This is a genomic window from Picosynechococcus sp. PCC 8807, from assembly GCF_001693295.1.
In the GTDB taxonomy this organism is placed as follows: domain Bacteria; phylum Cyanobacteriota; class Cyanobacteriia; order Cyanobacteriales; family MRBY01; genus MRBY01.
On the sequence record NZ_CP016483.1, the window covers coordinates 2,815,715 to 2,838,180 of the forward strand.

The 22,466-nt window shown below is 48.9% G+C and carries 27 protein-coding genes and 1 tRNA gene; 12 read left to right on the plus strand and 16 right to left on the minus strand.

The genetic code is table 11. From position 1 onward, the window contains the following. The first annotated feature begins 208 nt into the window (after positions 1 to 208). The 5 genes from purB (at position 209) to AWQ24_RS13505 (ending at position 4,445) form a co-directional block, all read left to right on the plus strand. Entirely contained in the window at positions 209 to 1,504 is a 1,296-nt protein-coding gene (gene purB / locus AWQ24_RS13490) for an adenylosuccinate lyase (RefSeq protein WP_012308248.1), read from the plus strand. Between the two features lie 231 nt (positions 1,505 to 1,735). Further along, the gene (locus tag AWQ24_RS13495; protein ID WP_232318826.1) at positions 1,736 to 2,434 is read left to right on the plus strand and encodes an EAL domain-containing protein; all 699 of its coding nucleotides are present in this window, start codon (positions 1,736 to 1,738) and stop codon (positions 2,432 to 2,434) included. Continuing rightward, positions 2,424 to 2,552 carry a hypothetical protein gene (locus tag AWQ24_RS16685; RefSeq protein WP_257784383.1) on the plus strand — a complete coding sequence of 43 codons (129 nt, stop codon included), beginning with the start codon at positions 2,424 to 2,426 and terminating at the stop codon, positions 2,550 to 2,552. The genes AWQ24_RS13495 and AWQ24_RS16685 overlap by 11 nt, the downstream gene beginning before the upstream one ends. A 61-nt stretch (positions 2,553 to 2,613) precedes the next feature. Beyond that, positions 2,614 to 3,744 (plus strand): GTP-binding protein, encoded by a 1,131-nt coding sequence (locus AWQ24_RS13500; RefSeq protein ID WP_065717111.1) that lies wholly within the window; start codon positions 2,614 to 2,616, stop codon positions 3,742 to 3,744. A gap of 212 nt (positions 3,745 to 3,956) precedes the next feature. Beyond that, positions 3,957 to 4,445: a hypothetical protein gene (locus tag AWQ24_RS13505; protein ID WP_157096871.1), complete on the plus strand. Its 489-nt coding sequence runs from the start codon at positions 3,957 to 3,959 to the stop codon at positions 4,443 to 4,445. A gap of 203 nt (positions 4,446 to 4,648) precedes the next feature. On the opposite strand, the gene AWQ24_RS16295 is transcribed toward AWQ24_RS13505, so the two are convergent. From AWQ24_RS16295 to AWQ24_RS13525, 5 genes are all read right to left on the minus strand, one after another. Further along, on the minus strand, positions 4,649 to 4,813 hold the full coding sequence (locus tag AWQ24_RS16295) for a hypothetical protein (RefSeq protein ID WP_157096872.1): 165 nt from the start codon (positions 4,811 to 4,813) through the stop codon (positions 4,649 to 4,651). A 113-nt stretch (positions 4,814 to 4,926) separates the two neighbouring features. Further along, positions 4,927 to 5,586, minus strand: a complete 660-nt coding sequence (locus AWQ24_RS13510) for a Fe2+-dependent dioxygenase (protein WP_062436117.1) — start codon at positions 5,584 to 5,586, stop codon at positions 4,927 to 4,929. 74 nt (positions 5,587 to 5,660) lie between these two features. Continuing rightward, positions 5,661 to 6,485 carry a hypothetical protein gene (locus AWQ24_RS13515; protein WP_065717113.1) on the minus strand — a complete coding sequence of 275 codons (825 nt, stop codon included), beginning with the start codon at positions 6,483 to 6,485 and terminating at the stop codon, positions 5,661 to 5,663. A gap of 72 nt (positions 6,486 to 6,557) precedes the next feature. Then, a complete protein-coding gene (locus AWQ24_RS13520) occupies positions 6,558 to 7,571 on the minus strand; it encodes a multicopper oxidase domain-containing protein (protein ID WP_065717114.1) in 1,014 nt (337 codons plus the stop codon). Between the two features lie 177 nt (positions 7,572 to 7,748). Continuing rightward, the gene (locus tag AWQ24_RS13525; protein WP_012308257.1) at positions 7,749 to 7,952 is read right to left on the minus strand and encodes a (2Fe-2S)-binding protein; all 204 of its coding nucleotides are present in this window, start codon (positions 7,950 to 7,952) and stop codon (positions 7,749 to 7,751) included. 225 nt (positions 7,953 to 8,177) lie between these two features. On the opposite strand from AWQ24_RS13525, the gene bfr (AWQ24_RS13530) reads away from it, so the two are divergent. Both bfr (AWQ24_RS13530) and bfr (AWQ24_RS13535) read left to right on the plus strand, forming a co-directional pair. Next, complete coding sequence (gene bfr / locus AWQ24_RS13530; RefSeq protein WP_030007402.1) at positions 8,178 to 8,642, plus strand: bacterioferritin; 465 nt, start codon at positions 8,178 to 8,180, stop codon at positions 8,640 to 8,642. A 67-nt stretch (positions 8,643 to 8,709) separates the two neighbouring features. Then, on the plus strand, positions 8,710 to 9,177 hold the full coding sequence (bfr, locus tag AWQ24_RS13535; protein WP_012308259.1) for a bacterioferritin: 468 nt from the start codon (positions 8,710 to 8,712) through the stop codon (positions 9,175 to 9,177). Positions 9,178 to 9,262: 85 nt separating this feature from the next. On the opposite strand, the gene AWQ24_RS13540 is transcribed toward bfr (AWQ24_RS13535), so the two are convergent. From AWQ24_RS13540 to AWQ24_RS13550, 3 genes are all read right to left on the minus strand, one after another. Continuing rightward, positions 9,263 to 10,264, minus strand: a complete 1,002-nt coding sequence (locus tag AWQ24_RS13540; RefSeq protein ID WP_012308260.1) for a phosphoribulokinase — start codon at positions 10,262 to 10,264, stop codon at positions 9,263 to 9,265. 380 nt (positions 10,265 to 10,644) lie between these two features. Beyond that, positions 10,645 to 10,716 (minus strand) — tRNA-Val (locus AWQ24_RS13545). Between the two features lie 86 nt (positions 10,717 to 10,802). Beyond that, the gene (locus AWQ24_RS13550) at positions 10,803 to 12,347 is read right to left on the minus strand and encodes a DASH family cryptochrome (RefSeq protein WP_065717115.1); all 1,545 of its coding nucleotides are present in this window, start codon (positions 12,345 to 12,347) and stop codon (positions 10,803 to 10,805) included. Positions 12,348 to 12,843: 496 nt separating this feature from the next. Here AWQ24_RS13550 and AWQ24_RS13555 point away from each other — a divergent pair, with 496 nt between their 5' ends. Next, positions 12,844 to 13,422, plus strand: a complete 579-nt coding sequence (locus AWQ24_RS13555; RefSeq protein WP_065717116.1) for a GAF domain-containing protein — start codon at positions 12,844 to 12,846, stop codon at positions 13,420 to 13,422. A 48-nt stretch (positions 13,423 to 13,470) separates the two neighbouring features. Here the strand turns inward: AWQ24_RS13555 and AWQ24_RS13560 are convergent, their stop codons facing one another. The 8 genes from AWQ24_RS13560 to AWQ24_RS13595 all read right to left on the minus strand — a co-directional run bounded on the left by AWQ24_RS13560 (position 13,471) and on the right by AWQ24_RS13595 (position 19,194). Next, positions 13,471 to 14,274, minus strand: a complete 804-nt coding sequence (locus AWQ24_RS13560) for an alpha/beta fold hydrolase (RefSeq protein WP_083993541.1) — start codon at positions 14,272 to 14,274, stop codon at positions 13,471 to 13,473. Positions 14,275 to 14,372: 98 nt separating this feature from the next. Beyond that, entirely contained in the window at positions 14,373 to 15,050 is a 678-nt protein-coding gene (locus AWQ24_RS13565) for a hypothetical protein (protein ID WP_012308265.1), read from the minus strand. 2 nt (positions 15,051 to 15,052) lie between these two features. Next, a complete protein-coding gene (locus tag AWQ24_RS13570; RefSeq protein WP_065717117.1) occupies positions 15,053 to 15,523 on the minus strand; it encodes a phycocyanin in 471 nt (156 codons plus the stop codon). Between the two features lie 134 nt (positions 15,524 to 15,657). Beyond that, positions 15,658 to 16,140, minus strand: coding sequence for a hypothetical protein (locus AWQ24_RS13575; RefSeq protein WP_065717118.1), 483 nt, complete (start codon positions 16,138 to 16,140; stop codon positions 15,658 to 15,660). Between the two features lie 29 nt (positions 16,141 to 16,169). Continuing rightward, complete coding sequence (locus AWQ24_RS13580) at positions 16,170 to 16,877, minus strand: V4R domain-containing protein (RefSeq protein ID WP_030007396.1); 708 nt, start codon at positions 16,875 to 16,877, stop codon at positions 16,170 to 16,172. 65 nt (positions 16,878 to 16,942) lie between these two features. After that, positions 16,943 to 17,455 (minus strand): 2Fe-2S iron-sulfur cluster-binding protein, encoded by a 513-nt coding sequence (locus AWQ24_RS13585; RefSeq protein ID WP_030007395.1) that lies wholly within the window; start codon positions 17,453 to 17,455, stop codon positions 16,943 to 16,945. A 23-nt stretch (positions 17,456 to 17,478) separates the two neighbouring features. Then, positions 17,479 to 18,294, minus strand: coding sequence for a hypothetical protein (locus AWQ24_RS13590; RefSeq protein WP_157096873.1), 816 nt, complete (start codon positions 18,292 to 18,294; stop codon positions 17,479 to 17,481). A 390-nt stretch (positions 18,295 to 18,684) separates the two neighbouring features. After that, positions 18,685 to 19,194, minus strand: coding sequence for a 2Fe-2S iron-sulfur cluster-binding protein (locus tag AWQ24_RS13595; RefSeq protein ID WP_012308271.1), 510 nt, complete (start codon positions 19,192 to 19,194; stop codon positions 18,685 to 18,687). An 80-nt stretch (positions 19,195 to 19,274) separates the two neighbouring features. Between AWQ24_RS13595 and AWQ24_RS13600 the strand changes: the two genes are divergently transcribed. From AWQ24_RS13600 to AWQ24_RS13615, 4 genes are all read left to right on the plus strand, one after another. Next, positions 19,275 to 20,909: a hypothetical protein gene (locus AWQ24_RS13600; protein ID WP_065717120.1), complete on the plus strand. Its 1,635-nt coding sequence runs from the start codon at positions 19,275 to 19,277 to the stop codon at positions 20,907 to 20,909. A gap of 98 nt (positions 20,910 to 21,007) precedes the next feature. Continuing rightward, entirely contained in the window at positions 21,008 to 21,487 is a 480-nt protein-coding gene (locus tag AWQ24_RS13605) for a hypothetical protein (protein ID WP_065717121.1), read from the plus strand. An 86-nt stretch (positions 21,488 to 21,573) separates the two neighbouring features. After that, the gene (locus AWQ24_RS13610) at positions 21,574 to 22,002 is read left to right on the plus strand and encodes a hypothetical protein (RefSeq protein WP_065717122.1); all 429 of its coding nucleotides are present in this window, start codon (positions 21,574 to 21,576) and stop codon (positions 22,000 to 22,002) included. Between the two features lie 41 nt (positions 22,003 to 22,043). Further along, the gene (locus AWQ24_RS13615; RefSeq protein WP_083993542.1) at positions 22,044 to 22,457 is read left to right on the plus strand and encodes a hypothetical protein; all 414 of its coding nucleotides are present in this window, start codon (positions 22,044 to 22,046) and stop codon (positions 22,455 to 22,457) included. Positions 22,458 to 22,466: the final 9 nt, after the last annotated feature.

Here is a 22,466-nt window from a genome sequence, read left to right on the forward strand (position 1 = left end):
CTTAACTCCCTCCTTTGGGGGCAGGCCGGAAACTGTACATATCTTGAGCTTGATGGCGCTTTATGGTCTAAACCGAACTTTAGGGCAATGCCGACGAGAGGCTTCTGTCCCAAAGGCGATCGCTTCCCCCGTAAACCCCCGTAAAAACATTGCCAAAATTTGAACAACCCCTTGTAAAATAGCTAGGTTGTATTCTGCGGCACATCTCGTGATTGAACGTTATACCCTCCCCGAAATGGGGAATCTCTGGACAAATGAAGCAAAACTCAAGGCCTGGCTGAAAGTCGAAGTTGCCGTCTGTGAAGCGCAAGCAGAGTTAGGGTATATCCCCACAGAAGCCGTAGAAGAAATCAAAGCCAAAGCCCAGTTCGACGAAGCGCGGGTTTTAGAAATTGAGAAAGAAGTGCGCCATGATGTGATCGCTTTTCTCACCAACGTCAATGAATATGTCGGCGATGCGGGGCGTTATATTCACCTCGGCATGACCAGTTCCGATGTTCTGGATACGGCCCTTGCTCTGCAGATGGTGGATAGCCTCGATCTGATCCTGACCTGTGTCGAAGAACTGATCCAAGCGATTCGCTACCAAGCCCAACAACACCGCTACACCGTCATGGTGGGTCGTTCCCACGGCATCCACGCCGAACCGATGACCTTTGGGTTTAAGCTGGCGGGTTGGCTGGCTGAAATGCTCCGGAACCGCGATCGCCTAGTCGCTGTGCGCAAAGAAATTGCCGTGGGACAAATCTCTGGGGCTGTAGGAACCTACGCCAACATTGAACCCCGTGTTGAAGCTTTAGCTTGTCAAAAACTCGGCCTGGATCCCGATACTGCTTCGACCCAGGTGATTTCCCGCGATCGCCACGCCAACTACATGAACCAACTGGCCGTGTTAGCCGCCAGCATCGAACGCTTTGCCGTGGAAATTCGCAACCTCCAACGCACCGATGTATTAGAAGTCGAAGAATATTTCTCCAAGGGTCAAAAAGGCTCTTCGGCGATGCCCCACAAACGCAACCCGATCCGTTCTGAACGCTTAACCGGGATGGCGCGCTTGGTGCGGGGTAATGCGATGGCCGCCCTCGAAAACGTTGCCCTCTGGCATGAGCGGGACATTTCCCACAGTTCCGTCGAGCGGGTCGCCGTGCCCGATAGCTGCATCCTCGTGCATTTTATGCTGCGGGAAACCATTAGCCTCGTGAAGAATCTTTTGGTGTATCCAGAGAACATGAAACGTAACATGAACGTCTATGGCGGCGTGATTTTCAGTCAGCGGGTACTGCTGGCCCTCGTCGAGAAAGGCTTGACCCGTGAGGATGCCTACCGCCTTGTGCAAGGTTGCGCCCACACCGCCTGGAACACTGAAGGCGGGAACTTCCGCGCCAACGTCGAGCAAGATGCGGAAATTACCCAACACCTCTCTGGCGAGGAGATTGCAGCCTGCTTTGATCCGCAATTCCAACTGCGTCACCTCGATCAAGTCTACCAACGCCTCGGTATCTAAACCTTTCGTTTAACCGAGGTCAATTTGGCGATCGCCTTTTTTGAACTAAGATCCAAGAGAGGCGATTTTTTATGGATAAATATTGATCTTCATGGAAACAAACCCTAACCGCTGAATATGTTGATGTTCAATATTGATCATCGCCAGGATAGTTAAGAGACCCTACAAATTAGGTGCACCATGGAATGTAGAGAATGCACGAATCGAAATAAACTCGATTTCGAATTCACAATGGCCTTTCAACCCATTGTCAACCTAGAAACCCAAACAATTTTTGCCCATGAAGCCCTGGTGCGGGGTTTAAATAATGAGTCAGCCCAAGCAATTTTTCAACACATTAACGACAGCAACCGCTACTTATTTGACCAGTCCTGTCGCACCACAGCAATTCGTCTTGCCGCAGAACTGCATATTCCCTGTTTTTTGAGTATTAATTTCTTACCCAATGCCGTTTATGAACCAGAACGCTGCATTCGCACAACCCTAGAAGCGGCGGAAACCTATGGATTTCCCATTGAGCAAATTATTTTTGAGATTACCGAAAGTGAACAAATCACAGATTTAGTCCACCTCCGAAAAATCGTTGAATATTATCGGGCCCGTGGTTTTAAAACAGCCATTGATGATTTTGGGGCAGGCTATGCTGGGTTAAATCTTCTATCAGAAATTCAGACTGATTTGATCAAACTTGACATGGCCTTAATTCGCGGCATTGACCAAGATAAAGTGCGGCAAGCGATCGTCAAAGGTGTACTACAAGTTGCCGGGGAACTCTCAAGTCTTGTTATTGCTGAAGGCATTGAAACCCAAGCAGAACTAACCACCCTCCAAGGGCTGGGTATTAACCTTTTTCAAGGCTTTTATTTTGCTAAACCCACATTTCAATCCCTGGCCCAAATTCCGCCAGACAGGTTTGTTAATGTCGCTTAATTTTGGCGATCGCCATGGTCAATATCGCCCTTCTCCTCTGACGCATTTTTTCCAAGTTGACCGTGGCCTTCACCTCTACGCATTCCTAACTTTTCCCGAAGCATCGCCCCGACTCTAGACGCCAAAAATACTGTGTAAGATAAGAAGAAGTTGTTTTCTAATCGAAAGTGAAAAATATTATGCCCACAGTCAGTAGCCAAGCCCCAGGTGCCGATACCTTAGATGCCAGTAAAAGTGGTCTTCCCGTAACGATTATCACCGGATTTCTCGGCAGTGGCAAAACGACACTACTAAACCACATCCTCAGTAACCAAGAGGGACTAAAAACCGCTGTCCTCGTAAACGAATTTGGGGAAATCGGCATTGATAATGAGCTAATTGTCACCACCGAAGACAACATGGTGGAACTCAGCAACGGCTGTGTCTGCTGCACCATCAACGAAGATCTGGTGAATGCGGTGCATAAAATCCTTGATCGGGGTGACAAAATTGATTATCTCGTCGTTGAAACAACGGGGCTGGCAGATCCATTACCTGTGGCCTTGACCTTCCTGGGGACAGAGTTACGAGACTTAACCCGCCTAGATTCCATTGTGACCATGGTGGATTGCGCCAACTTTAGTTTGGATTTATTTAATAGTGAAGCGGCCTACAGCCAAATCGCCTACGGTGACATCATCGTGTTGAATAAAACGGATTTGGTTGAGGAGTCAGACGTTGACGCCCTAGAAGTCAGAATCCGCGACCTTAAAGAAGGGGCTAGACTCCTGCGCACCCAAAAGTCTGAAGTACCTTTGCCGTTGCTACTCAGTGTGGGCCTGTTTGAGTCGGATAAGTATTTTGATGCGGCAGATACCCATGTGCATCACCACCACAGCCACGACCACCACGACCACCACGACCACCATGATCATGACCATGTTTGCACCCCAGAGTGCGACCATGACCACGACCACGAACACCATCATCACCACTCAAACCATTTAGAAAACGATGGGTTTACGTCAATTTCTTTCCAAAGTGACAAACCCTTTGCAATCCGCAAGTTTCAATATTTTCTAGATAATCAGTTACCCGTGAATGTCTTCCGGGCGAAGGGAATTCTGTGGTTTGATGAAAGCCCGCTACGCCATGTGTTTCACCTGAGTGGAAAGCGGTTTACGATCGATGATTCGGAATGGAAACCTGGGGAAACGAAAAAAAATCAGTTGGTGCTGATCGGCCAAAATCTAGATGAAGCAACACTACGGGAACAGATAGAAAATTGCTTCTGTATGGCCTCTGAGAATCGTGGTAAGGGTTTTGTCTAGAGTAAGATTGTTGTAATCTGCCAGCAGTACTGGGCAACTAATGGGGGGCAAAGGAAAGAAATTTCTTTCCTTTGCCTTTTTTTGAGTTTTAGGGTCATGGGAAGGGTTGAGATTTACCGTTAAGATGGAAGAACTTTGGTTTTGTGTGCTTGTTGTTTTTGGATTTTTTGGGAATTAAATTAGCTATGCGATCGCCCGCCCCTTCCCGAACTGTGACCTTTCCCTTTTGGCTGACCCTCTGCTTACTCCTCAGCCTAGGCACTGTGGGCGTTTTAGGGACAGTGCCCGCCTTTGGCCAGGGGCGCAAACAAAACGCCGAACAAAAATTACTCCAGCGTAAAGATGCGGATCGCCATTTTGAACTCGCTCGCCAGGCTCACAGCGAAGGAAACTTAGAAACGGCTCTGTTCCACTGGCACCGGGCCGAAACGATTTATCGACAGTTTCGCACTTGGGATCAGCTGAATTTAACCCTCACAGCCTTAGCTGATACCTATTTGACTCAGGATAATCTCCAGGCAGCAGAAACCGTCCTGCGGCAACAACTCCATTTGGCCCGCGATCGCCAGGACGTACAGACCCAAGTTGTGGTGCTCAATCAACTCGGCTATCTCCTTGAAAGCCAGGCCCAACCCCAGGTTGCGGCGGCTATTTTTGCCGATGCCCAGGCGATCGCCCACACCACTCCCAGTCTGAGATAAACTGCGCCTTACCCCTAAACAAGGGTGATCAAGTGAGAGTAAGTCGTTATTTTTATGAAGTCTAGTTAGCAAGAATGCTAGCGGGGTGATTCCGCATCAACTGGCGAAAAACCGAGGCAAGCCGCAAACATAAAATAAAAGAAATCAATCATTTTTTTATACCGAGAAAATAAAGTGGTTTTAACGAAATATCTGGTCTAACCTCAGGACTCCGCTAAAGCATGGTCTAAACTGAGGGTCGCTAAATAATATTGGGCAAGATCAGGAGCCGTGTGGGGCTGTCTACCTTGGGCTTGCTCTGGGGCTTGGCTATCTTGGCGGAGCTGCTGGGTAATATCGGTCGTACCGCAGGAGTGGACAATTTTCATGGGATATTTTAATGAAAATAATTCTTATTTAAACTAGATAAAGTGTATCGATACTTGGACAGCTCGTCAATAGTATTGATACTTATTTTCAATAAAATCTTGGATGAGTTTGTTTACTCACTCCAGAGCCGTAGGAGATTCGCCACGCTTTTCGAGAGGAGATCAAATTCTGTGGTTTTACCGCTCTGGGCAAACAGGCTACGGCGACTGACATCGAGATCAAATACAATTTCTCGTTTTTGGGCATCCCGGATCCAACTTTGTACCCAACCCACCGCCACCAAGCGCGTTCCTTTTGTCACTACATTCACCCGGTGCAACGAGGTAGAAGGATAGGCGATCGCCGTTCCAGCAGGCAGTTTATAGCTTTGTTCAGAATCTGCCCCTTCGATGACAAGTTCGCCCCCTTCATAGTCACTAGGTTCATTGAGAAACAGGGTAAATGAAACGTCTGAGCGCATCCCATTCATCAGGGCATTGTCGGTGTGGCGACCATAGGCCATGCCGGGGCCGTAACGGCTAAATAGCAGGGTGTGGACAGTTTTGGGACGGATCGCCGTTTGAAACAGGGCATTGTTCTGGAGGGCTTGGCGCACTTGCTCTTCTAGAGCTTGGGCCGTGGGGGTTGCCTTGGCCAATTGTTGATTTTCTTTGACCAGTTTGGCATACCAACCTGCCGTAAGTTTGCCATCGACAAATTCGGCTTCGGTCAAGGTTGTGGTTATTTTTTCGAGGGCCTCTGGTGTCAACACCTGGGGAATTTTAAAGAACATTTGCCTTACCAAAAAATCTAAAAAACCCCAGTTTTACCGGGGTCACTGTCAATGATATTCACAGAAGCTGGGGATTAGCTGTTGCTGGCGGCTTCAATCTCAACAATACGACTCAATACTTCCTGGGGCGTTTTCACGGGGGGTTGGGGTGGTTCCACCGTGGGCCAAGCGGTTTTAAGATCGGCTAAAGCCGTGGCGATCGCCTCTCTGGTCTCCGGGCTAAGTTGATCCGCAACTTGTTCATAAAGCATCTCGCTATGGAAAACGAAACCACGGGAATCTTGGTATTCCACCGCTTCGACGATCTGATTATTGGCGATCGCCGCCGCATATTCTTCCCCAGCCACCTGGAGGAGATTATTCATGACCCCAAGGACAAACTCAGGGGACTGCAATTCTGCTTCGCTCAGGGCCGCAAGGGCTGTATCGATGGCCTCAATGGAAGCATCGAGTTGGGTTTGTAATTCGGGGGATTCCGGTGCTGTCTTAATCAAATCATGGGCACTGTTGAGGACATCTTTAAAATCGGCCACGCCGCGATCGCCCAATTGACTCTCAATGGCACCATACAATTCTTCTACAGGGTGGCCAATATGCGGTTCTGCCTGTTCATATTCCCCCACCGCAATCAGTTCTTCGGCCACCATCAAATGACCCAACATCAACGAGAGGGTCGTGGCATAGTCTTCATCGGGATTGCTGGAACTGGCACCTTCGCCCCCTTCACCACCCTCTCCGCCTTCGCCGCCATGGTTAGCACTATTCTGTTCTACGGCTTCCGTCGTGGCAGCATTTTCTCCTCCCTCCCCACCGTTGTCTGGGACAGAAGTACCGCAAGCCCCAAGGCTAACAGCTAAACTCAGGGTTAAGAACAATTCAACGGGCTTCATAGATTTCATACTAATTAAGAATAATTTTCAAGCTAATATTGCAATACGCTAAGGTTTTTAGTAAGTTTTGTCAATAAAGATCTAGGCTCCGGCTGGGAGCACTTCAAAAAAGCCCATGCAACCATGTTCAGCGATGTAATCTTGGTGGGGATGGAACATATATTTACCAGGGAAAGGATAGGCAAACTCTAGGATGTGGCGTTCGGCGGTGCCCATGGTGACCACATCGCTTGCTTCGTGGGGCGTCATGGCCATGCCAGTGCGATAAAGCTGAAAAAAGTTGGCGTGGATATGAAAGGTAATCGCCGGATCAAATTCGATCATATTCAAGACATAAAGTCGTACCAGTTGATTTTGCACGATGGGGATGGGGCGATCGCGGAACACGTTGGGAATGCCGTTGAAAGCATACAATTCGTTTTTTTCATCATCATTAATATCGTAGCCCCCTAGCACCAACACCATTTCGTCAGCGGGCGGTCTTGGTTCAGGGGGATCAATAATAAAAAGTCCAAATAAGCCTTTACCGATGTGGCGCGTCACCGGGGCAATGTGGCAGTGGTAAAGGTGGACACCGTAGGGTGTTGCGTCAAATTCATAGATAGTGGTTTGACCATGGCGCACTGGTTTGACCCCATCCATCGTGTCGGGGTGAGTCCCGTGAAAGTGGAGGGTGTGGGAGTGTCCATCGGCATTATGAAAAATAATCCGGACGCGATCGCCCGCCGTTGCCCGTAGGGTTGGCCCCGGCACCCGTTGATTAATATTCCAACTCACATATTCAAGGGCGGCATTGAGGTAAATAGTGCTGCTGTTGGCTTCTAGGTGAAATTCTCGCACCCGTTGCCCCTTTTCTTCGCTCACTTCCCCGTAGTCAAAATCTCGCAAAATTTGCATCGGGTCAAAGCCATTGCGGGTAATGCTGTCTTGGTCGAAGGTCACCGGAGGAATTTTGACTTCAGCTTGGGCAAGAGAGTTTTTTTTACGCCAGGCATAGGTGGCGATCGCCCCTGTTCCCAAACCGACTAATCCTGTCTGTAAAATTCGCCGCCGACTCCAGCGAGAGAAAACCCCACCACGCCTTAAATTATCCATAAACTAATTTCTACTACCCAATTCGTCGCCCGTTATCAGTGGTTGACCACCCTAACTTGAAACGCCATTGATCCTGAACTGGGCTTTTTTAACAATCCAATACCTTAATAAATCCAAAACCTTCTCTAAAACAAAAAGATCTAAACAGAAAGACTTGCAAATAAAATTTTGTCTATCTTAGGCAATGCTCGAAGTACAGGGTTGCTTCACACAGCCTTGTTCATGGTGATCCTGCAATAGCTGGGCGGCATATTCTAGGCAAGTGCCACAATCCATTCCGACGCCCATCACACTCGAAAGCTCTTTCATAGAGCAGCTTTGTTGTTCCGCAGCTTGGCGGATTTGCTTTTCGGTAATGCCACGGCAAAGGCAAACGTACATGGTGACCTCAAGGGGAAAATGCTTGATTTAACTGTCATCCCCTACTATGCCCTATTCTGAAAATTATTGCAATAGATTCTCATTCTTTCTCCTAAAGTTGATCAGAAAATAAAATTTTGTGAGTAAAGCCCCCCAATGTTGGGAACTGCCCTAAGCTAGACATACCGAAGTATTTATGACACCTTTTAGATTAAAGGTGGCCGATTTGGAGTGAAATAAGGCGAAATGCAAGGAAAATCCGGCATTAACACCCAGCTTAATGCAGTCTTAAAGTCCCAGTTGACTGCAATTAACCAGTTCTTTCTCCACGCGAGAATGGCCAAGAATTGGGGCTTGGGGACATTGAATGATCAAGAATATAAGTACTCCATCAAGGCCATGAAGCAGGCCGACAGTCTTATTGAACGGATCTTGTTTTTAGAGGCCTTGCCCAACCTCCAGAGCCTTGGCAAATTGATGATTGGTGAAGATGTGCCAGAAATGTTGGCCAATGAGCTAGCGACCGCCACAACGATCCGCAATGAGTTACTAGCGGCGATCCAATTGTGTGAGACAGAACAAGATTATGTCAGTCGTGATCTTTTGGGCGAAATTCTTGAAGAAACCGAAGAACAGATCGACTGGTTCGAGTCCCAGCAGTGGCTGATCGAAAATTCTGGTTTAGAAAACTATTTACAGTCGATGATGTAGATAGGGCAAGGGTATGGGCCACGCTATGGCCATGTTTTTATTCACTTAGAGTATTGAGACAATTCCGATGAAAGGTAATCAAAACGTTTTAGAACAACTCCACAAACTGCTGCGCAATGAGCTAGCAGCCCGGGATCAGTATTTTACCCATTCCCGGATGTACCTAGACTGGGGCCTGACGAAGCTCTATGAACGCATTAACCACGAGATGCAGGATGAGACGGGCCACGCATCTCGATTGATTGAGCGGATTTTGTTCCTCGAAAGCACTCCTGATCTGTCCCAACAGGATGGGTTGAACATTGGTAAGACTGTGCCTGAAATGCTCCAAAACGACCTCGATTATGAGTACAAAGTCATTGGGGATCTCAAGGGGGCGATCGCCATTTGTGAAACAGAACAAGACTACCAAACCCGCGATATCCTCCGGCAGATGCTGGCCGACACCGAGGAAGACCATGCCCACTGGTTAGAGCAACAGTTGGGACTGATCGAGAAAATTGGCCTGCAAAATTATCTGCAATCCCAGATGTAAAGCGCCATATATCGTCATTGCCATAAAAAAATGTAGGGGCTTGCCATGGCAGGCCCCTACAACTACTTATTGGTGTTGATTCTTTCTATACGCTTGCGGCGATCGCCCCTTTCCCAGTGGTGAGATATTCATAGGTTTGGCGCATCTTGAGGCCCACGAGCACTTGGAACAGACCTGTACCATTATCAGAACCGGGGTAGTCCTTATGCTTCAGAAGCAGCTCAGTCATTTCACCATAATACTTGGTACCCGTTTTGCTGAGGTGGCTTTCGATGTAAATCATTTCTTCGAGATTATCGAATTTCCCATCCACTTCCAGAACAGAAACCTCATTGCCGAAGTAGTTATCGGGGCCATAGTACATCTTGATGCCAGGATAGTTACAGGTAAGCTTCCGGCCACAGGGACGCCAGTTAATCGTAGAGCCTTCATCAAAGAGATAGGCCGGTTCGAAGCCAGCAACTCCTTCTTTCTGAACGAGGCGCACCCGGAGATATTTCCCTTCTTTGTCATCCACAAGTTCAGTGGGAAGCACCTGGATCACCACATCGGCAAATTCCCGTTGGGGTTCGATATAGGCGCTGAAATCCGGTTTCCGGGCATTAATTGAAGCGAGAACATCCTCGTAGGTGTGGCCCCGTTCTGCCATGTCCCGTTGAATCTTCCACTGGATTTTGACTTCATCGCTGATGTCGAGGTACACGCCGAAATCGACTAGTTCCCGCACCCGGGCATCGTAGAGGGGATGTAGCCCTTCGATCACAACAACTTTGTTGGGTTCAATGCGTTCGGGCGGGTCAATTTCCCCGGTTTCGTGGTTGTAGATGGGCTTATCAATGGCCTTTCCGTTCTTTAGATCACGGATTTGCTCTGCCATGAGATCAAAGTTGTTGGCCTTGGGATTGAGGGCAGTTACCCCAGCTTCTTTGCGGCCTTTGCGGTCAAGGCTATGGTAGTCATCAAGGCAGATTACCGTCATGAACTCTTCGCCGAACAGATCGGTAAGCCGGCGTAAAAAGGTAGATTTTCCGCAGCCGGAGTCCCCGGCAACACCAATAATAACTACACGGTCTGTCTGACTGGTCATAAATTTCCTCTGGATCTGCAAATTTTATGTTTTAAACTCATCCGTTATCTATGGCGGGAACTCGTGACGAATCGGTTTATTCGCGAGGCTCAGGCGTGTAAATAACCTTAGCTTTGCCACACTGTCACCCCGAAGGCGATCGCCCAGATAAACTCGGTACGAAAATAATTGCTTTTATTAATTTCGCCGCTTATTATACAACGGCACTAACATTTAACCATGGTGCTCCCCCAGAAGCGAACAAATATGGAGTTTGTTTGCCGTTCATGGGGAAACACAAATTTTCTTAAATCCCTGTTAATGCCCCGTTTGCGCCTAATGGGTCACGGAAAAATAAAAGGCCACCCCAGAAGGTGACCTTGGCATATTCTTCTTAAGGATGGGCGTTACTGGATTTGAACCAGTGGCATCCTGCTTGTAAGGCAGGCGCTCTACCGCTGAGCTAAACGCCCTTAAGCCTTAACAAATATAACAGGGGATTTTTTAAAACGCAAGGGGAGAGGCAAAAGTTTTTTTGAACTGCCCCGTTTTAGGTTGACTAACGCCGCCAACGGGCTTTGGGGGTGTCTTGATTGCGTTTGAAATTTTTACGGGGCTTTCGGGATTTGGACTTAGGGGCCAGACCCAGGGCTTTTTGGTAAATGCGTTCGTTTTCCTGAACAGAGGTTTGCAGATCAACCATCGGTTTCGGGTAGGTTTCCCCCAAAATAATTTGGCGATCGCCTAACGCTTGTACAGGTAAATGCCAGGGTTGATGGATCTGTTCACCGGGAAGAGTCGCCAATTCCGGAAGCCAGTGGCGCACATAGTCCCCCTGGGGATCGTAATCCTTGGCCTGTTTGGGAATGTTGAAGTAGCGAAAGCCGCGCGCATCATTCCCCACGCCAGCGGTGTAGTTCCAATTGCCCCAGTTGCTGCACACATCGTAGTCAATGAGTTGCGACTCAAACCAAGCGGCTCCCCAGCGCCAGTCAATCCCCAGATTTTTCGTCAGAAAGCTACCAACATTTTGCCGGCCCCGGTTGGACATAAAGCCCGTATACAGGAGTTCGCGCATATTGGCATCGACGAAGGGAATCCCCGTTTGGCCCGTCCGCCACAGTTCAAAGGCTTCGTGGTCTTGTTTCCAAGGAATTTTTACCCCCTGTAAACCTTCGGGTTGGAAAATTTGGTTGCCGTGTTTGGCACAGATCCAGCGGAAATAATCCCGCCAGAGCAGCTCAAAAATCAGCCAGTAGGTGGAGTTGTTAGCGATCCGTTTTTGTTCGTATTCGGCGACTTGGGCGGCAATGTAACGGGCCGAGAGACAGCCCAGGGCGAGCCAGGGTGAGAATTTTGAGGAGTAATCGGCTCCTAACAAACCATTGCGGGTTTCTTTGTAAACCTTGAGGCGATCGCCTGCCCAAAAATAAGCCTGGAGTCGTTGCATACCAGCCGTTTCACCGCCTTTGAACGGGAGTACACCACGGGAATCAATGGTTGGTTCCGGCAAACCCAAATCCTGGAGGCTGGGAATCTCACCTGGAGCAACAGTTTCGGGGAGGGGGTGCAATTGGGTTGGTGTGGGTACTGGGGAGGCGATCGCCGCATACTTTTCCACATCCTTACGAAATTGCGTAAAAACCTCCGGCACTTCATTAATGCCAAAGGGCAAATCCCCTGGATCGTGGAGGGTCGTTCCCCAAAACGTTTCTACTCGAACACCCTGTTCTTGGAGAGCTTGGCGCAGTTTTCGTTCAACGCGGGTTTCCTCTGCCGTTACCTCCCTGTGCCAATACACAACACCAATCTGCCATTGCTGACATAAATCAGGGATTAACCTTTCCGGAATATTCTGGCGCACGATCAAATCGCTGCCCTTGGCGCGGAGATTTTGCCGGAGATCCTGGATGGCTTCCCGGAGAAACTGACCCCGAAAGGCACCTGTTTTTGGGAAATCTAGCCCAATTGAGCCAAACTCCCGGGGGTCAAAACAGTAGAAGGGAAAAATCTGGGCCTGTTGTGCTAGGGCTTCCTGGAGTGGCTGGTGGTCATGGAGTCGGAGATCACGGCGATACCACAGGAGAATATTGACAGAAGACATTGTGATCTAGCGAACGATAAAGTAGAGGCTCATAAGGTAACGTTAATTGCCATGGAGATTCAATTGATTCCGGGACGCATGATTTTTATGAGTTTTAAAAATTGTCCTCTCAACTCAAAATAAAACTGTCATAGTTTTTGCTGAAAATCACTTGAAATATCCCAAAAACAAATCGATAAGAGGCAATTCAAATGCTAGTCCCCAATGTGATTTTTCGGCATTTTAGCGTATCTTACTAATCGTCATAAAATTCTTCCAAGCTAGTCTACCAAGAGATTTTGGGCGATTTATGCCTTTTTTAGAAGTTAAGATTAAACACAAAAAACTGTCAGAAATATGTATGACTTGTACTATTTATTGCTAAGATTTAATTTGAGTAGCTGATGTCATTCTTTTGCTCATCATTATTGGGGTAAACACTCCGATAAAGTTAATTTTTGGTTAAGCCACACCACAATATACCCCCATCATTTTTTAATGATTGTCCGTGGATTCTATGATTGCTCCTCCAATCCTGACTAACGAAGAACATCGTCTTGCGGCACTACACCGTACCTATCTACTGGATACCCCCCAGGAAGCAGCCTTTGATCTCATCACGCGGTTGGTGGCGCGGCTCTGCGGCACAAAAATTGCGGCAATCTCTTTGGTGGATCGCGATCGCCAGTGGTTTAAGTCACGCTATGGCTTCACCCTCGAAGAAACCTCCAGGGTTATTTCTTTTTGTGCCCACGCGATCGAGGATACTGAGCTTTTTGAAATTCCTGACGCCAGCCTGGATAAGCGTTTTTGGGACAACCCCCTCGTGGTTCAAGCGCCCAAGATTCGTTTCTATGTGGGTGTTCCTCTGTATACAGCCGACGGTTATTGTTTGGGTACTCTCTGTGCGATCGATGATCGCCCCCAAACTCTTTCTGACAAACAGCGCCACCATTTACTGGGCTTGGCAAAACAAGTGGAACGACATATCCATTGGCGCACCGCGTTTTTGGCTCAGTATCCTGACTCCCAAACATTGGTCTCTCCGAAGGAAGCAGCTCATCAAGGCCCCCACTGTAGTCTTTCCGTTGTTTAGCGCTGTGGCAAATTTTTTATGGGATGGCGATCGCCTTTTTCCGTGAGTTTAATGGAGAAAATCTTTGAGGGCAGCGATCACCGCCTGGGGATTACTCAATTGGGGAAAATGCCCTTTGGCGTCAATCCAGTGGAGTTGACTACCGCGAATGGCTTGGTGGAGATATTTGCTTACAGCTTTAGCCACAAAAGGATCATTCTCGGCTTGCAAAATTAACGTTGGGAGCTTCAATTGACTCACCTCGCGACGATAATCAGATTTGAGGATCAGCGAAAAGGTCAAAAAAGCATAATCAGGCCGTAGACGGAGGAGGGTTTTTGAAAATTCCGCCGAGAGTAATGGTTGCTTTGGGGTATTCATGATCGATGGCGCATATTTACGCACCCATTGGAAATAGTTCTGGGACATTTCCGCCAAGATTTCATCGGCTGTGGCCTGATCAAAACTCCCCACATAATCTTGGTCATGGATATACCGGGGTGAGGCACTGATGAACACTAAACGGGTAATCAGATTGGGGTGCTTGAGAGCCACCAGGGTGGCGGTCATACTACTGACTGAATGGGCAACCAGTTGCACTTCCTCCAGGTCGAGGGCCTCACAAATGTCGAGGATATCCTGGGCGTAACTTTCGAGGCGTGTGTGATGTAGTGTCTCGTTTTCGTCTGCCTGCGATCGCCCACAACCCGGCAAATCAAAAAGCACCAAACGATAGTCCGCCGCAAAGGCCGGGGCCACTAAACGCCAACTGGTTTGATCACTGCCAAAGCCGTGGGCGAAGAGGAGTACCTTGTCTGAACTGGCATTGCCGAGGATTTGAACATTATGTTTGGTCAGAACATCAGTTGTCATATCGATTATGTAAGCAAAACACTTGTTGAACTTGCTTCCATCATGCCAAGAAACGCTTTAGGCCGCAGCGCCCAGGGTTTAGCAAAACCGACGTCAATTTAGGCATCGGTCACTGCAAATTTTTCGATAATCTCGGCGCTAGAAAGACCTTGTTTGACCCACATTTCCGTCTGTTCAATTTTTGGCCCTAAGCCCACCAAGAAGTTGGCAAATTGTGGCGGATTCGCCATTAACGTTGCCGCATCCTTTGGTAAATCCACTGCACAGGCCCGAATGCCTTTCCCAGCCCAACGGGAAAACCAAGCTGCAATAAAACCCGCTTCCAAATGATAGGACGGTGTTTGTTCTGGTTTCAGGCCAATTTCCGTACCCAACTGCATCATCGAGGCCTCTACCTGTACCTTGATTAGGCCCAAATCACGGTGGGTAAAATCTAAATTTAAATGCCCAAAACCGTGGGTTTCCCAAATTTGCCGCATCATCACCAAAAATTCTAGGGCATTCATCTGGGGGATCGTGCGTTGGTAGTATGCTTCAATTTCTGTTTTCAAGCGGTCGTAAAAGGCTCCCCCCCACCAAAAACCAAAGGTATAGAGGGCGAAAGGGGTTGCTTCACCTGTTTCTTCCCGTAGGGCTTTATGGATGCTCCGGAGCAACACTTCTGGGACGGCCAAAAGGCGATTTCCGTGGCGTGTTTTTAAAAGGCCCGTTTCCGGTTGGCATTGAATATAGGTGCGGGGGGTAAAGTAATTCCCAGGGACAGGGGACAAAGTCATGGTTATTCGCTCAGGTATTGGTGGGTGACTTGGAGATAGGGCAGCGTCAGTTGGGCGTATGGGGTGGGGAGTTCTTCTTGGATGACCTCTTGGATAATGCGGTAAACTTCGTTGTTGTATTTTTGATTTTTCAAGGCCCGCATAATATTTTGCATCCAGTACAGGAAGCGATCTTTGAGGAGTTCTTCGTCCTGGAGGAGCATCGCTGTGGCGCAGTTGCGGAGGACTGAGATGAGGTCGCCTTTGCATTTTTTGAGAACCGTCTCTGGGGCCGAGCGCAATAACACTTCGTTTTCGGTTTGGAAGCGCCGGAGGGTCTCGTCGACGATTTTTTCTTCTTTTTCTTGGATCAATTGATAGGTGATCCGGCGATCGCCCCAGGATTGGAGAGTCTGATCGACTTGATCAAGATCTTGGGGTTCGATATAAGCCCCGTCGGAACGTTCAAGGAGGGTTTCTAAGAGGGTGATCATAAAAATTTATCCTGATGAAAAAAGTAGGCAAAATTTACGCTGGAAAAATTCTAGGTTTTTCTCGAAAAGGGACGGTAAATTGTTTTATTTTTTAATAATTCCATTTTTGCAAGGAGTTTTAGCCACCTAACGCCCTAAATATCGGCGACATCTAACAAATCGTCGAGTAGGTCGTAGTCATCGGGGTCAACTTCTCGGAGAGTTTGACCTTGCTCTTCCCAGGTGAGGAGGGCGACAAGGTCTAAATTTTTGAGGCCATCGACGGTTTCGATATTCTGTAGACCCCGAATGAAAAAGTCGGTATCAGATTCCTCGGTTTCAACAACGGGCGATCGCCTTGGCGAAGTCCCTTGGAGGGTGGCAGCATATTGATCCAATTCGGAAGGTGGCGCACTCCACTGTAGGGCTAACAGCAGATCATCCCGGGAGAGAAAAGCTGCTTCCTCAAACCCCTTGAGAAAAAAAGGGCCATCTGGTCGAGGCGATCGCCGGACGAGGGTCGGGGCAGGGGTCACTCCACGGGTAGGGACAGGGGCTGCCGTAGGAGGCTTGAGTTTTTCAAAAAGTCCCACAAAAGTCGGAAACCAGCGCCGGAGTAGAGAATCATCTTGTGCCATGTGATTTGTCCTCGAAGTGTGCCTTTGCTTTATTCGCGCCCAACCGCATCAAGTGCCGCTTCCGTTTTGAGCGCCTGAAAGCGAGCTTCAATATCCGCCGCCGTTGCCCCAGATGTCAGCCAAAATTCCGCCGCCTTCACCCGTTTTTCCGAACCGATTAGGAACCGACAAAAATCATTCCCCATGGAATAACACTGAATTTCAGTGCTACTCAAGGCCCGGTCAAAAAAGCTCGAAAAGAACCCCGCAAATAGCCCTGCATAGAGGAAGCACACGGGCTTACCGACATCACCGAGGGTTTTCGCCACCGCCGAGTCAAATAGATCAATAAATAAAAATCCTTCCTTAATCGAAGACAAATCCACCTGCCATTTCCCCCACCCCTGGGCCGTCAGGGGCCACCACCAGGTTTCGAGGGCAAACCGGAGCGCCGCATCTTTAAAATACAGGCCGAACTCATCCTGGAACCAAACCTTAAATTGGGCCGCATCTTCGACGCCCCACTCCTGGCCGATCAGGTACATTAACCAACCGGAAGCTTCACCGACTTCATGCTCAAGGCCCTTTTGTAACCCAATAATGAAATCTTCCGTGGTAAGGAGATTCCGTTGGCCATGGCGATCGCTTACGGTGCCTTGGGTGGGATCAAACTGAAAGAAGGTATGACGACTATAGTGGCAGGCTTTTTGCCAGGAACGGTGGTATGGGAGAGTTTGGGAACGGGCAGAAGAAACCATAGGATCAATAAATCGCAATCACAACAGTTAGAAAGACAAGCTTAAAAAAGCGAGAAAAGCCAAAACTAATCAAAGTAGTTGGCAATATTTGACACAGAAGAGGGTTGGAACACATCCAAAAGATTGGTTTCTAAAGCCGCATCAATATTGGCCATTTTTTCGAGGGCCGAGCGCAAGATTAACTTGTTTTCTTCGACGAGAATTTCTCCGGTCAAAGGGTGAATAATATTTTGATTAGCGCGGGTACCAACAAGGGATTTGAGCTCGCCCATGGAACCGATGTACATCCCCCTGGGCACTTCGATAACGGCCCCATCACCACAGATCTTCGTTTGACAGGCAAGGCGAGAATTGGCTTGGGCGGTGGCAATAAAACTGAGGGTCAGTCGTTCTTGGTCATTCATCGGGCTGAGGGCTTCCCCTCCAGATTTGACGTAAATATGACAAGTGGCACAGCGCCCTTGGGCACCACAGGCCTGCATGACACTCATGTCTTCCCGGAGTAGCACATCAAGTAAGGTCTCTTGGCCCTGGACGGGAACGGTTTTATCGAGGGGTTGGATTGAGATTTTATTCACGGGGGATTGGGGGGGTAAAAAATTTAAAGGAGAAAGCGACAATCAGCTTCGCTGAGGGCATATTGGCGGAGCAATTGGGCAAAGTCTACAACAATGCGTTCGCACTCTTGGGTAAAAGTCGCTACCCATACTTTGAGGCTCTGTAGTTCGGCCTGACTGAGGCGCGGTTCGGGAGAGGCGATCGCCCCTTGCTCCGGATCAAAACTGCCCCAGTGATCCACCACCCAAAAGTCCAAAAGGGGATGTTCTGACTGGAGCGTTTGCTGGGCTTTTCGCCAATAATTACCGATGGCAAGGTTCCCAAAATACTTTTGGCTAAATTCACTAATTTGATTCAAAGCAATGATGGCCCTGGCCCGAGAAATATCCGTGCCCTTAGCTGGACTTGTGACCACTGGGATTGGAGTGGGCGGTATGGTGCGCTTGGCCGTGACGGCAACGGGCTCTAGCAGAGGAAACAAAATATCTTGGACCGTAGCTTGTAACTGGGCGAGATGTTGCACATAGCTGCTGAGTACCGCTCGCACCCCCTGTTTCAGCGCCCAATCACGAAAGTAATCATTGACTAGGGGTTGGTGGGCGAGGAGTACCACGGGTAAATCTTGCCAAAAATCTCGACATTGCCGAAATAAATCGAGACTGTTGGTATGGGGGAGCGTGCCCAGTAACAGTAACTGGGGATGACGACGGTCGCATTCTTTGAGTAAAGCCTGCCTCGTCTCAGAGACGCAAACAACGGCTCCAGCGCGGGTGAGCTGCGTGGCAATGGGCTTATACACGCGCTCATTCATTTCCGCGATGAGAATGATCTGGTTGTGCAAAGTAGATGTACCAACCATAGGCGGTAGCTTGGAACAAGCAAACGACGATACAAAACTCAACAAATTGTCATTGGCGACAACATTGTCGATGTCTAAATCTAATTTTTTAGGGGGGCACCACTGGAACCAAGCAATTCAAACGTCCAAGTCCGCAATTTGTTTGGTTAGTATGGCTAAAAATCGAGTTAACTCATTACACATTCTCAAAGGGGACTAGAACCCTTTGAAAGTCCTGGATTTTGGACGATATCTAAGAAACCCCTTAAAAAACGAGAGTTATAAGACTAGGACTTTGTTATGGAAACCAAACATAGCATGGAAATCTCAGACCCCCGGCGGAACCCACAATCAATCAACAAAACTTAATTGTCTCTTAATGAAAATTTATATTTTTTCTGGAAAAAGACTTCAGGCACTTAACAGGCGTTCGAGAATATCCTGAGTCACAATGCCCCCCTGCTTAACAAGCAGTTCTCCGGTGCGGGGGTGACGGATATCTTTCGGGGCATAGCGATTTTTCAGACGATCGAGAATTTGTTGTAACTTTGTGAGGGTGCGGGATGGTAGGTCACAAACAACGGTTTCTCCGTCACGCACATAGGCCTGGCAACTGAGGCGATAGGTGTCACTAGATTTTTTCAGATTGTTGAGGATGGTTTGTTCTTGGGCCGTCACCGGGCTGAGTTGGGTCGCACCACTAACAACATGAACGACACAGGTACCGCAATAGCCTTTGCCGCCGCAGATGGCATCGAGGTGAACTTTGGCCCGCAGGAGCGCCTTGAGGAGAGTTTCAGTTTCGAGGGTTTGGAGTTGGATCGCCAGGGGGTCGATGCGGATTTGCGCCATGGTTAAATTCGGCTCAGAATTGGGATTAGGTAAGGGAACAAACAAGAAATCTTTATCAAAATAAGTCACAAGCTTTCCCCTGGCAAACTTTCTCAGGTGAAAACGGCAGGGAAATTTATTTCAATAGTTTTAGGGAGTCAGTAAAGGTGATGCGACAAAGTTTATGGGCTAGACAAAATGGGTTGGGGCGATCGCCTTGGGTTTGGGTTGGGTTAATTTGCCTTGGTGCTTGTAATGGACAGTCTATTAGTTTGGAGGAACAGCCAGGGGACGTAACAGCGCCATCTACCCCGGCCAATTGTCCCAGCACCGATGGAGCAGCCCAGCGATTAACGATCCAAGCGGATCTGTCAGTGGCGGATCAGTTCGATTTTACGGCGTGGGACATTCAAGCCGATTCAGATACTGTGACGGTGCAAACTCGGCATCATCAATTGGTTTTTTGTCGGGAAACCCAGAGTTGGGCGATGCTGCCGCCAACCACAGACACCACATCTAACGTCACCCAGGATCAGGAGTTGCTTTTAGCAGGGGAAGATCCGGCGTTTCAAACGATCGAGCTAGCAGGCGAAACCTATCAATATCGCGTCCTCTTGCGGCCCAATCCTTTTTTAGATTTTGAGAATCCCCCCGAAAAGGCAATTTTTGAACTGATTCCCCCAGGGGAAACCGAGGCGATCGCCTTAGATCTTTATACCCTCGAACAGTTGCGGGCCAGTGGCATTGGTGCGGATCTAGGCATTCCCACGGTGACAGCGGCCATTCCTGTCGAAGACATGTTATTTTTTGCGGTTTCCTCAGAGCAAGGGGAAGGCTTTAGCGGCTTGAGTAGCCTAGTTCGCTATGACCCAAGCAACGGCAGCCTCGAATTACAGCAGCCGGACGAGTTGATTGCCACCCAAATTACTGACCTCCAGGCCACAATCAACGACGATCAAACAACTCTTTGGTTGGGAACAAAATATGCCGCCGAAGGTTCAAGCCTCATTCCCGCACGGGGCTTGGTGGCCTATGAATTTAATCAAGATTGGCGTGATGGCAAAATCTCGTTTCACACGATTCACAACAGTCCCTTGATTGGTGCAATTCCCACCCAACTCCATGCCGAGGGGGATGTGCTCTGGGCGGCGACGGGGAACGGCATTTGCAACATTCAGTGGCGCAATATTGACCAGTGGGACGCGTGGAACTGTTGGCGCTTTGCCCTAGAAGCCCAGGTGTCAGAGTCAGGCTTACCTATTTACCGCAGTCTGTTGGCAGAAACTCCCAGCACCACCCTAACCACAGATACCGCCGAAGTGCTCTGGTGGGCGAGTACCGTCCCCTTTGGCATTGCCCATGAACAGCCGAAAAAAGGGCGTTTTGAAGTTGCTTATCCTACAGGTTTTCGGGTGACGGTACCGGAAGGGGCTTTCCAGTGGGACAGTGAACCTGGTGCGGATTTGTTGCCTTGGGAAGATCGTCTCTACTGGCCCGGCGAAGAATGGCATTGGGCAGGCGATCGCTTTGGGCGGAGTTTCGATGAAGTGATGGGGCAACAGGTGGGCCTGGGGCCAGTGGGCATTAGTGAGCAGGGCTATAACCCTGAAGGGATCCAGGATCTCAATGCCCTGCGGGGAGACTTAACACTTTTTGCCCTCGACCTAGACAGTACCACCGTGGATTATTTTTCCGGCTGGGTGGACGATGCTCTCCTCGAACCCGACTTTACCCTCGTTCCTTCTGAGAAAAAACCAATCACAACGGAGTCTCCCCTCAAGGCGATCGCCGCTGAACTTTTCTAGAAAATTTTCTGGGGCGGAAGAAAAAAACTGCATAAGCAAAATTTCTGGTCACTATCACCTGGCAACACACAATCAATCAATTCAACCAGGTAAAACAAATGACTACTTTCGCTTTCTCTCGTCCCCAATCCCTCAAACTTGCTACCGCTGGTGCTTTCCTTGCCCTCGGTGTCCTGAGTATCGCTCAACCCGCTAAAGCTGATAATGTTTCTAGCAGCACAATGATTTCTGAACAGACCAGTGCCGCTGTTGGCGTCGGCAACTCTACTTCTAACACCATGGGCCAATCGAATTTCCAAAACCAAAGCGGTTTCTTTAGTGGTGGTAACAACGGTGCCCAGTCAACGATTGTCGGTTCCCAGACTGCCGTGGCTGATGGCTTTTTCAACAACGTCAATAACAACCTCGGTCAATCTAGCACCCAGCTCCAATCTGATGCCTTTGGGTTTGGCAATAATGCCAGTGTTGCCCAGGTGGGTGCAAGCCAAACAGGCGCGGGAATTGGTTTCGGCAACAGCGTCAACAACAGCAGCTTCCAGAACAGCTTCCAAAACCAAAGCTCTATTTTTGCTTTCTAAAACCAACACCAGGGCAGTGGTTTAACCCAACTCTCCGTTCACAACTGCCCTGTTTTTCCCCTGTTCCCTTCACCGAGGCCAAATCAATGAAAATTCTCTTTGCTGGTTCCCCCTTCTGGATTATCTTTACCCCTTCCTTGTTTGTTCCCGTGACGTCGATCGGGATGCCTGCCCAGGCAGCCTGCGTGATGACCGATGTCTCCCTCCAAGTGGCGATCCACGGCTCCCACACTCCAGCGAACCAAAGCAACCAAGTCTTTATGGGCACAGGCAACCAACCCTGCTGGGGCAACACCACGACCAATACGAGCAGTCAGCTTTATGTCGGTTCTGGTAACACCACCCAACAACGCACCAGTAGTCACTTTGTTGATGGCAATGGCGCAAGTCCCCTGGCTCCCTACGGCATCCAAAGTCCGACCATTGGTACCCAAATTAGTGTTCCCATTGATATCTACAGTCCCGCCCACGATCCAAATTTCCTGGAGTCCCTGGGATTACCCATTAACCCTTAAATTGACCGCTTACTTTTTACTCGCCCCCGGAGAAACCAACCATGTTTAATACAACTCGCAACCTCGCTGTTTTTGGTTTAACAATGCTACTGCCCCTTAGTTTTGTCCCTGGGGCGATCGCCGACGACTATCAACCCTGGCTAAGCGTAGAAGATGCCCAAGAATTCTGTAATACCCAGGAAATGGAAGACATGACCCAAGTGAACAGTTTCCATAACGAGGCCACGGTGACAGACAGCACCAGCACCCCAGACAGTACTACGACCCAACATATCGATGCCCAAAATACCGGCTGGGGCATGCAAACCATCGGTTCAATGAGTGCCAAGGATTGCTCTGCTGTCATCCAAGCAGAAGCCCACCGTTACGCCACCTACCAACAATTAGAAAATGTGCGCTATGTCAATGACTCTAATTTGCGTCAGGGACTCCTCGGCAATATGTTGGCTTGGTAACCGGTTATT

What these genes read in the sequence shown, in the direction of transcription:
- AWQ24_RS13495 (WP_232318826.1), top strand. Translation starts at nt 1,736, where the DNA reads ATGGCCTTTCAACCCATTGTCAACCTAGAAACCCAAACAATTTTTGCC.
- AWQ24_RS16685 (WP_257784383.1), top strand. Translation starts at nt 2,424, where the DNA reads ATGTCGCTTAATTTTGGCGATCGCCATGGTCAATATCGCCCTTCTCCT.
- AWQ24_RS13500 (WP_065717111.1), top strand. Translation starts at nt 2,614, where the DNA reads ATGCCCACAGTCAGTAGCCAAGCCCCAGGTGCCGATACCTTAGATGCC.
- AWQ24_RS16295 (WP_157096872.1), bottom strand. Translation starts at nt 4,813, where the DNA reads ATGAAAATTGTCCACTCCTGCGGTACGACCGATATTACCCAGCAGCTC.
- AWQ24_RS13510 (WP_062436117.1), bottom strand. Translation starts at nt 5,586, where the DNA reads ATGTTCTTTAAAATTCCCCAGGTGTTGACACCAGAGGCCCTCGAAAAA.
- AWQ24_RS13515 (WP_065717113.1), bottom strand. Translation starts at nt 6,485, where the DNA reads ATGAAATCTATGAAGCCCGTTGAATTGTTCTTAACCCTGAGTTTAGCT.
- AWQ24_RS13520 (WP_065717114.1), bottom strand. Translation starts at nt 7,571, where the DNA reads ATGGATAATTTAAGGCGTGGTGGGGTTTTCTCTCGCTGGAGTCGGCGG.
- AWQ24_RS13525 (WP_012308257.1), bottom strand. Translation starts at nt 7,952, where the DNA reads ATGTACGTTTGCCTTTGCCGTGGCATTACCGAAAAGCAAATCCGCCAA.
- bfr (WP_030007402.1), top strand. Translation starts at nt 8,178, where the DNA reads ATGCAAGGAAAATCCGGCATTAACACCCAGCTTAATGCAGTCTTAAAG.
- bfr (WP_012308259.1), top strand. Translation starts at nt 8,710, where the DNA reads ATGAAAGGTAATCAAAACGTTTTAGAACAACTCCACAAACTGCTGCGC.
- AWQ24_RS13540 (WP_012308260.1), bottom strand. Translation starts at nt 10,264, where the DNA reads ATGACCAGTCAGACAGACCGTGTAGTTATTATTGGTGTTGCCGGGGAC.
- AWQ24_RS13550 (WP_065717115.1), bottom strand. Translation starts at nt 12,347, where the DNA reads ATGTCTTCTGTCAATATTCTCCTGTGGTATCGCCGTGATCTCCGACTC.
- AWQ24_RS13555 (WP_065717116.1), top strand. Translation starts at nt 12,844, where the DNA reads ATGATTGCTCCTCCAATCCTGACTAACGAAGAACATCGTCTTGCGGCA.
- AWQ24_RS13560 (WP_083993541.1), bottom strand. Translation starts at nt 14,274, where the DNA reads ATGACAACTGATGTTCTGACCAAACATAATGTTCAAATCCTCGGCAAT.
- AWQ24_RS13565 (WP_012308265.1), bottom strand. Translation starts at nt 15,050, where the DNA reads ATGACTTTGTCCCCTGTCCCTGGGAATTACTTTACCCCCCGCACCTAT.
- AWQ24_RS13570 (WP_065717117.1), bottom strand. Translation starts at nt 15,523, where the DNA reads ATGATCACCCTCTTAGAAACCCTCCTTGAACGTTCCGACGGGGCTTAT.
- AWQ24_RS13575 (WP_065717118.1), bottom strand. Translation starts at nt 16,140, where the DNA reads ATGGCACAAGATGATTCTCTACTCCGGCGCTGGTTTCCGACTTTTGTG.
- AWQ24_RS13580 (WP_030007396.1), bottom strand. Translation starts at nt 16,877, where the DNA reads ATGGTTTCTTCTGCCCGTTCCCAAACTCTCCCATACCACCGTTCCTGG.
- AWQ24_RS13590 (WP_157096873.1), bottom strand. Translation starts at nt 18,294, where the DNA reads ATGGTTGGTACATCTACTTTGCACAACCAGATCATTCTCATCGCGGAA.
- AWQ24_RS13600 (WP_065717120.1), top strand. Translation starts at nt 19,275, where the DNA reads ATGCGACAAAGTTTATGGGCTAGACAAAATGGGTTGGGGCGATCGCCT.
- AWQ24_RS13605 (WP_065717121.1), top strand. Translation starts at nt 21,008, where the DNA reads ATGACTACTTTCGCTTTCTCTCGTCCCCAATCCCTCAAACTTGCTACC.
- AWQ24_RS13610 (WP_065717122.1), top strand. Translation starts at nt 21,574, where the DNA reads ATGAAAATTCTCTTTGCTGGTTCCCCCTTCTGGATTATCTTTACCCCT.
- AWQ24_RS13615 (WP_083993542.1), top strand. Translation starts at nt 22,044, where the DNA reads ATGTTTAATACAACTCGCAACCTCGCTGTTTTTGGTTTAACAATGCTA.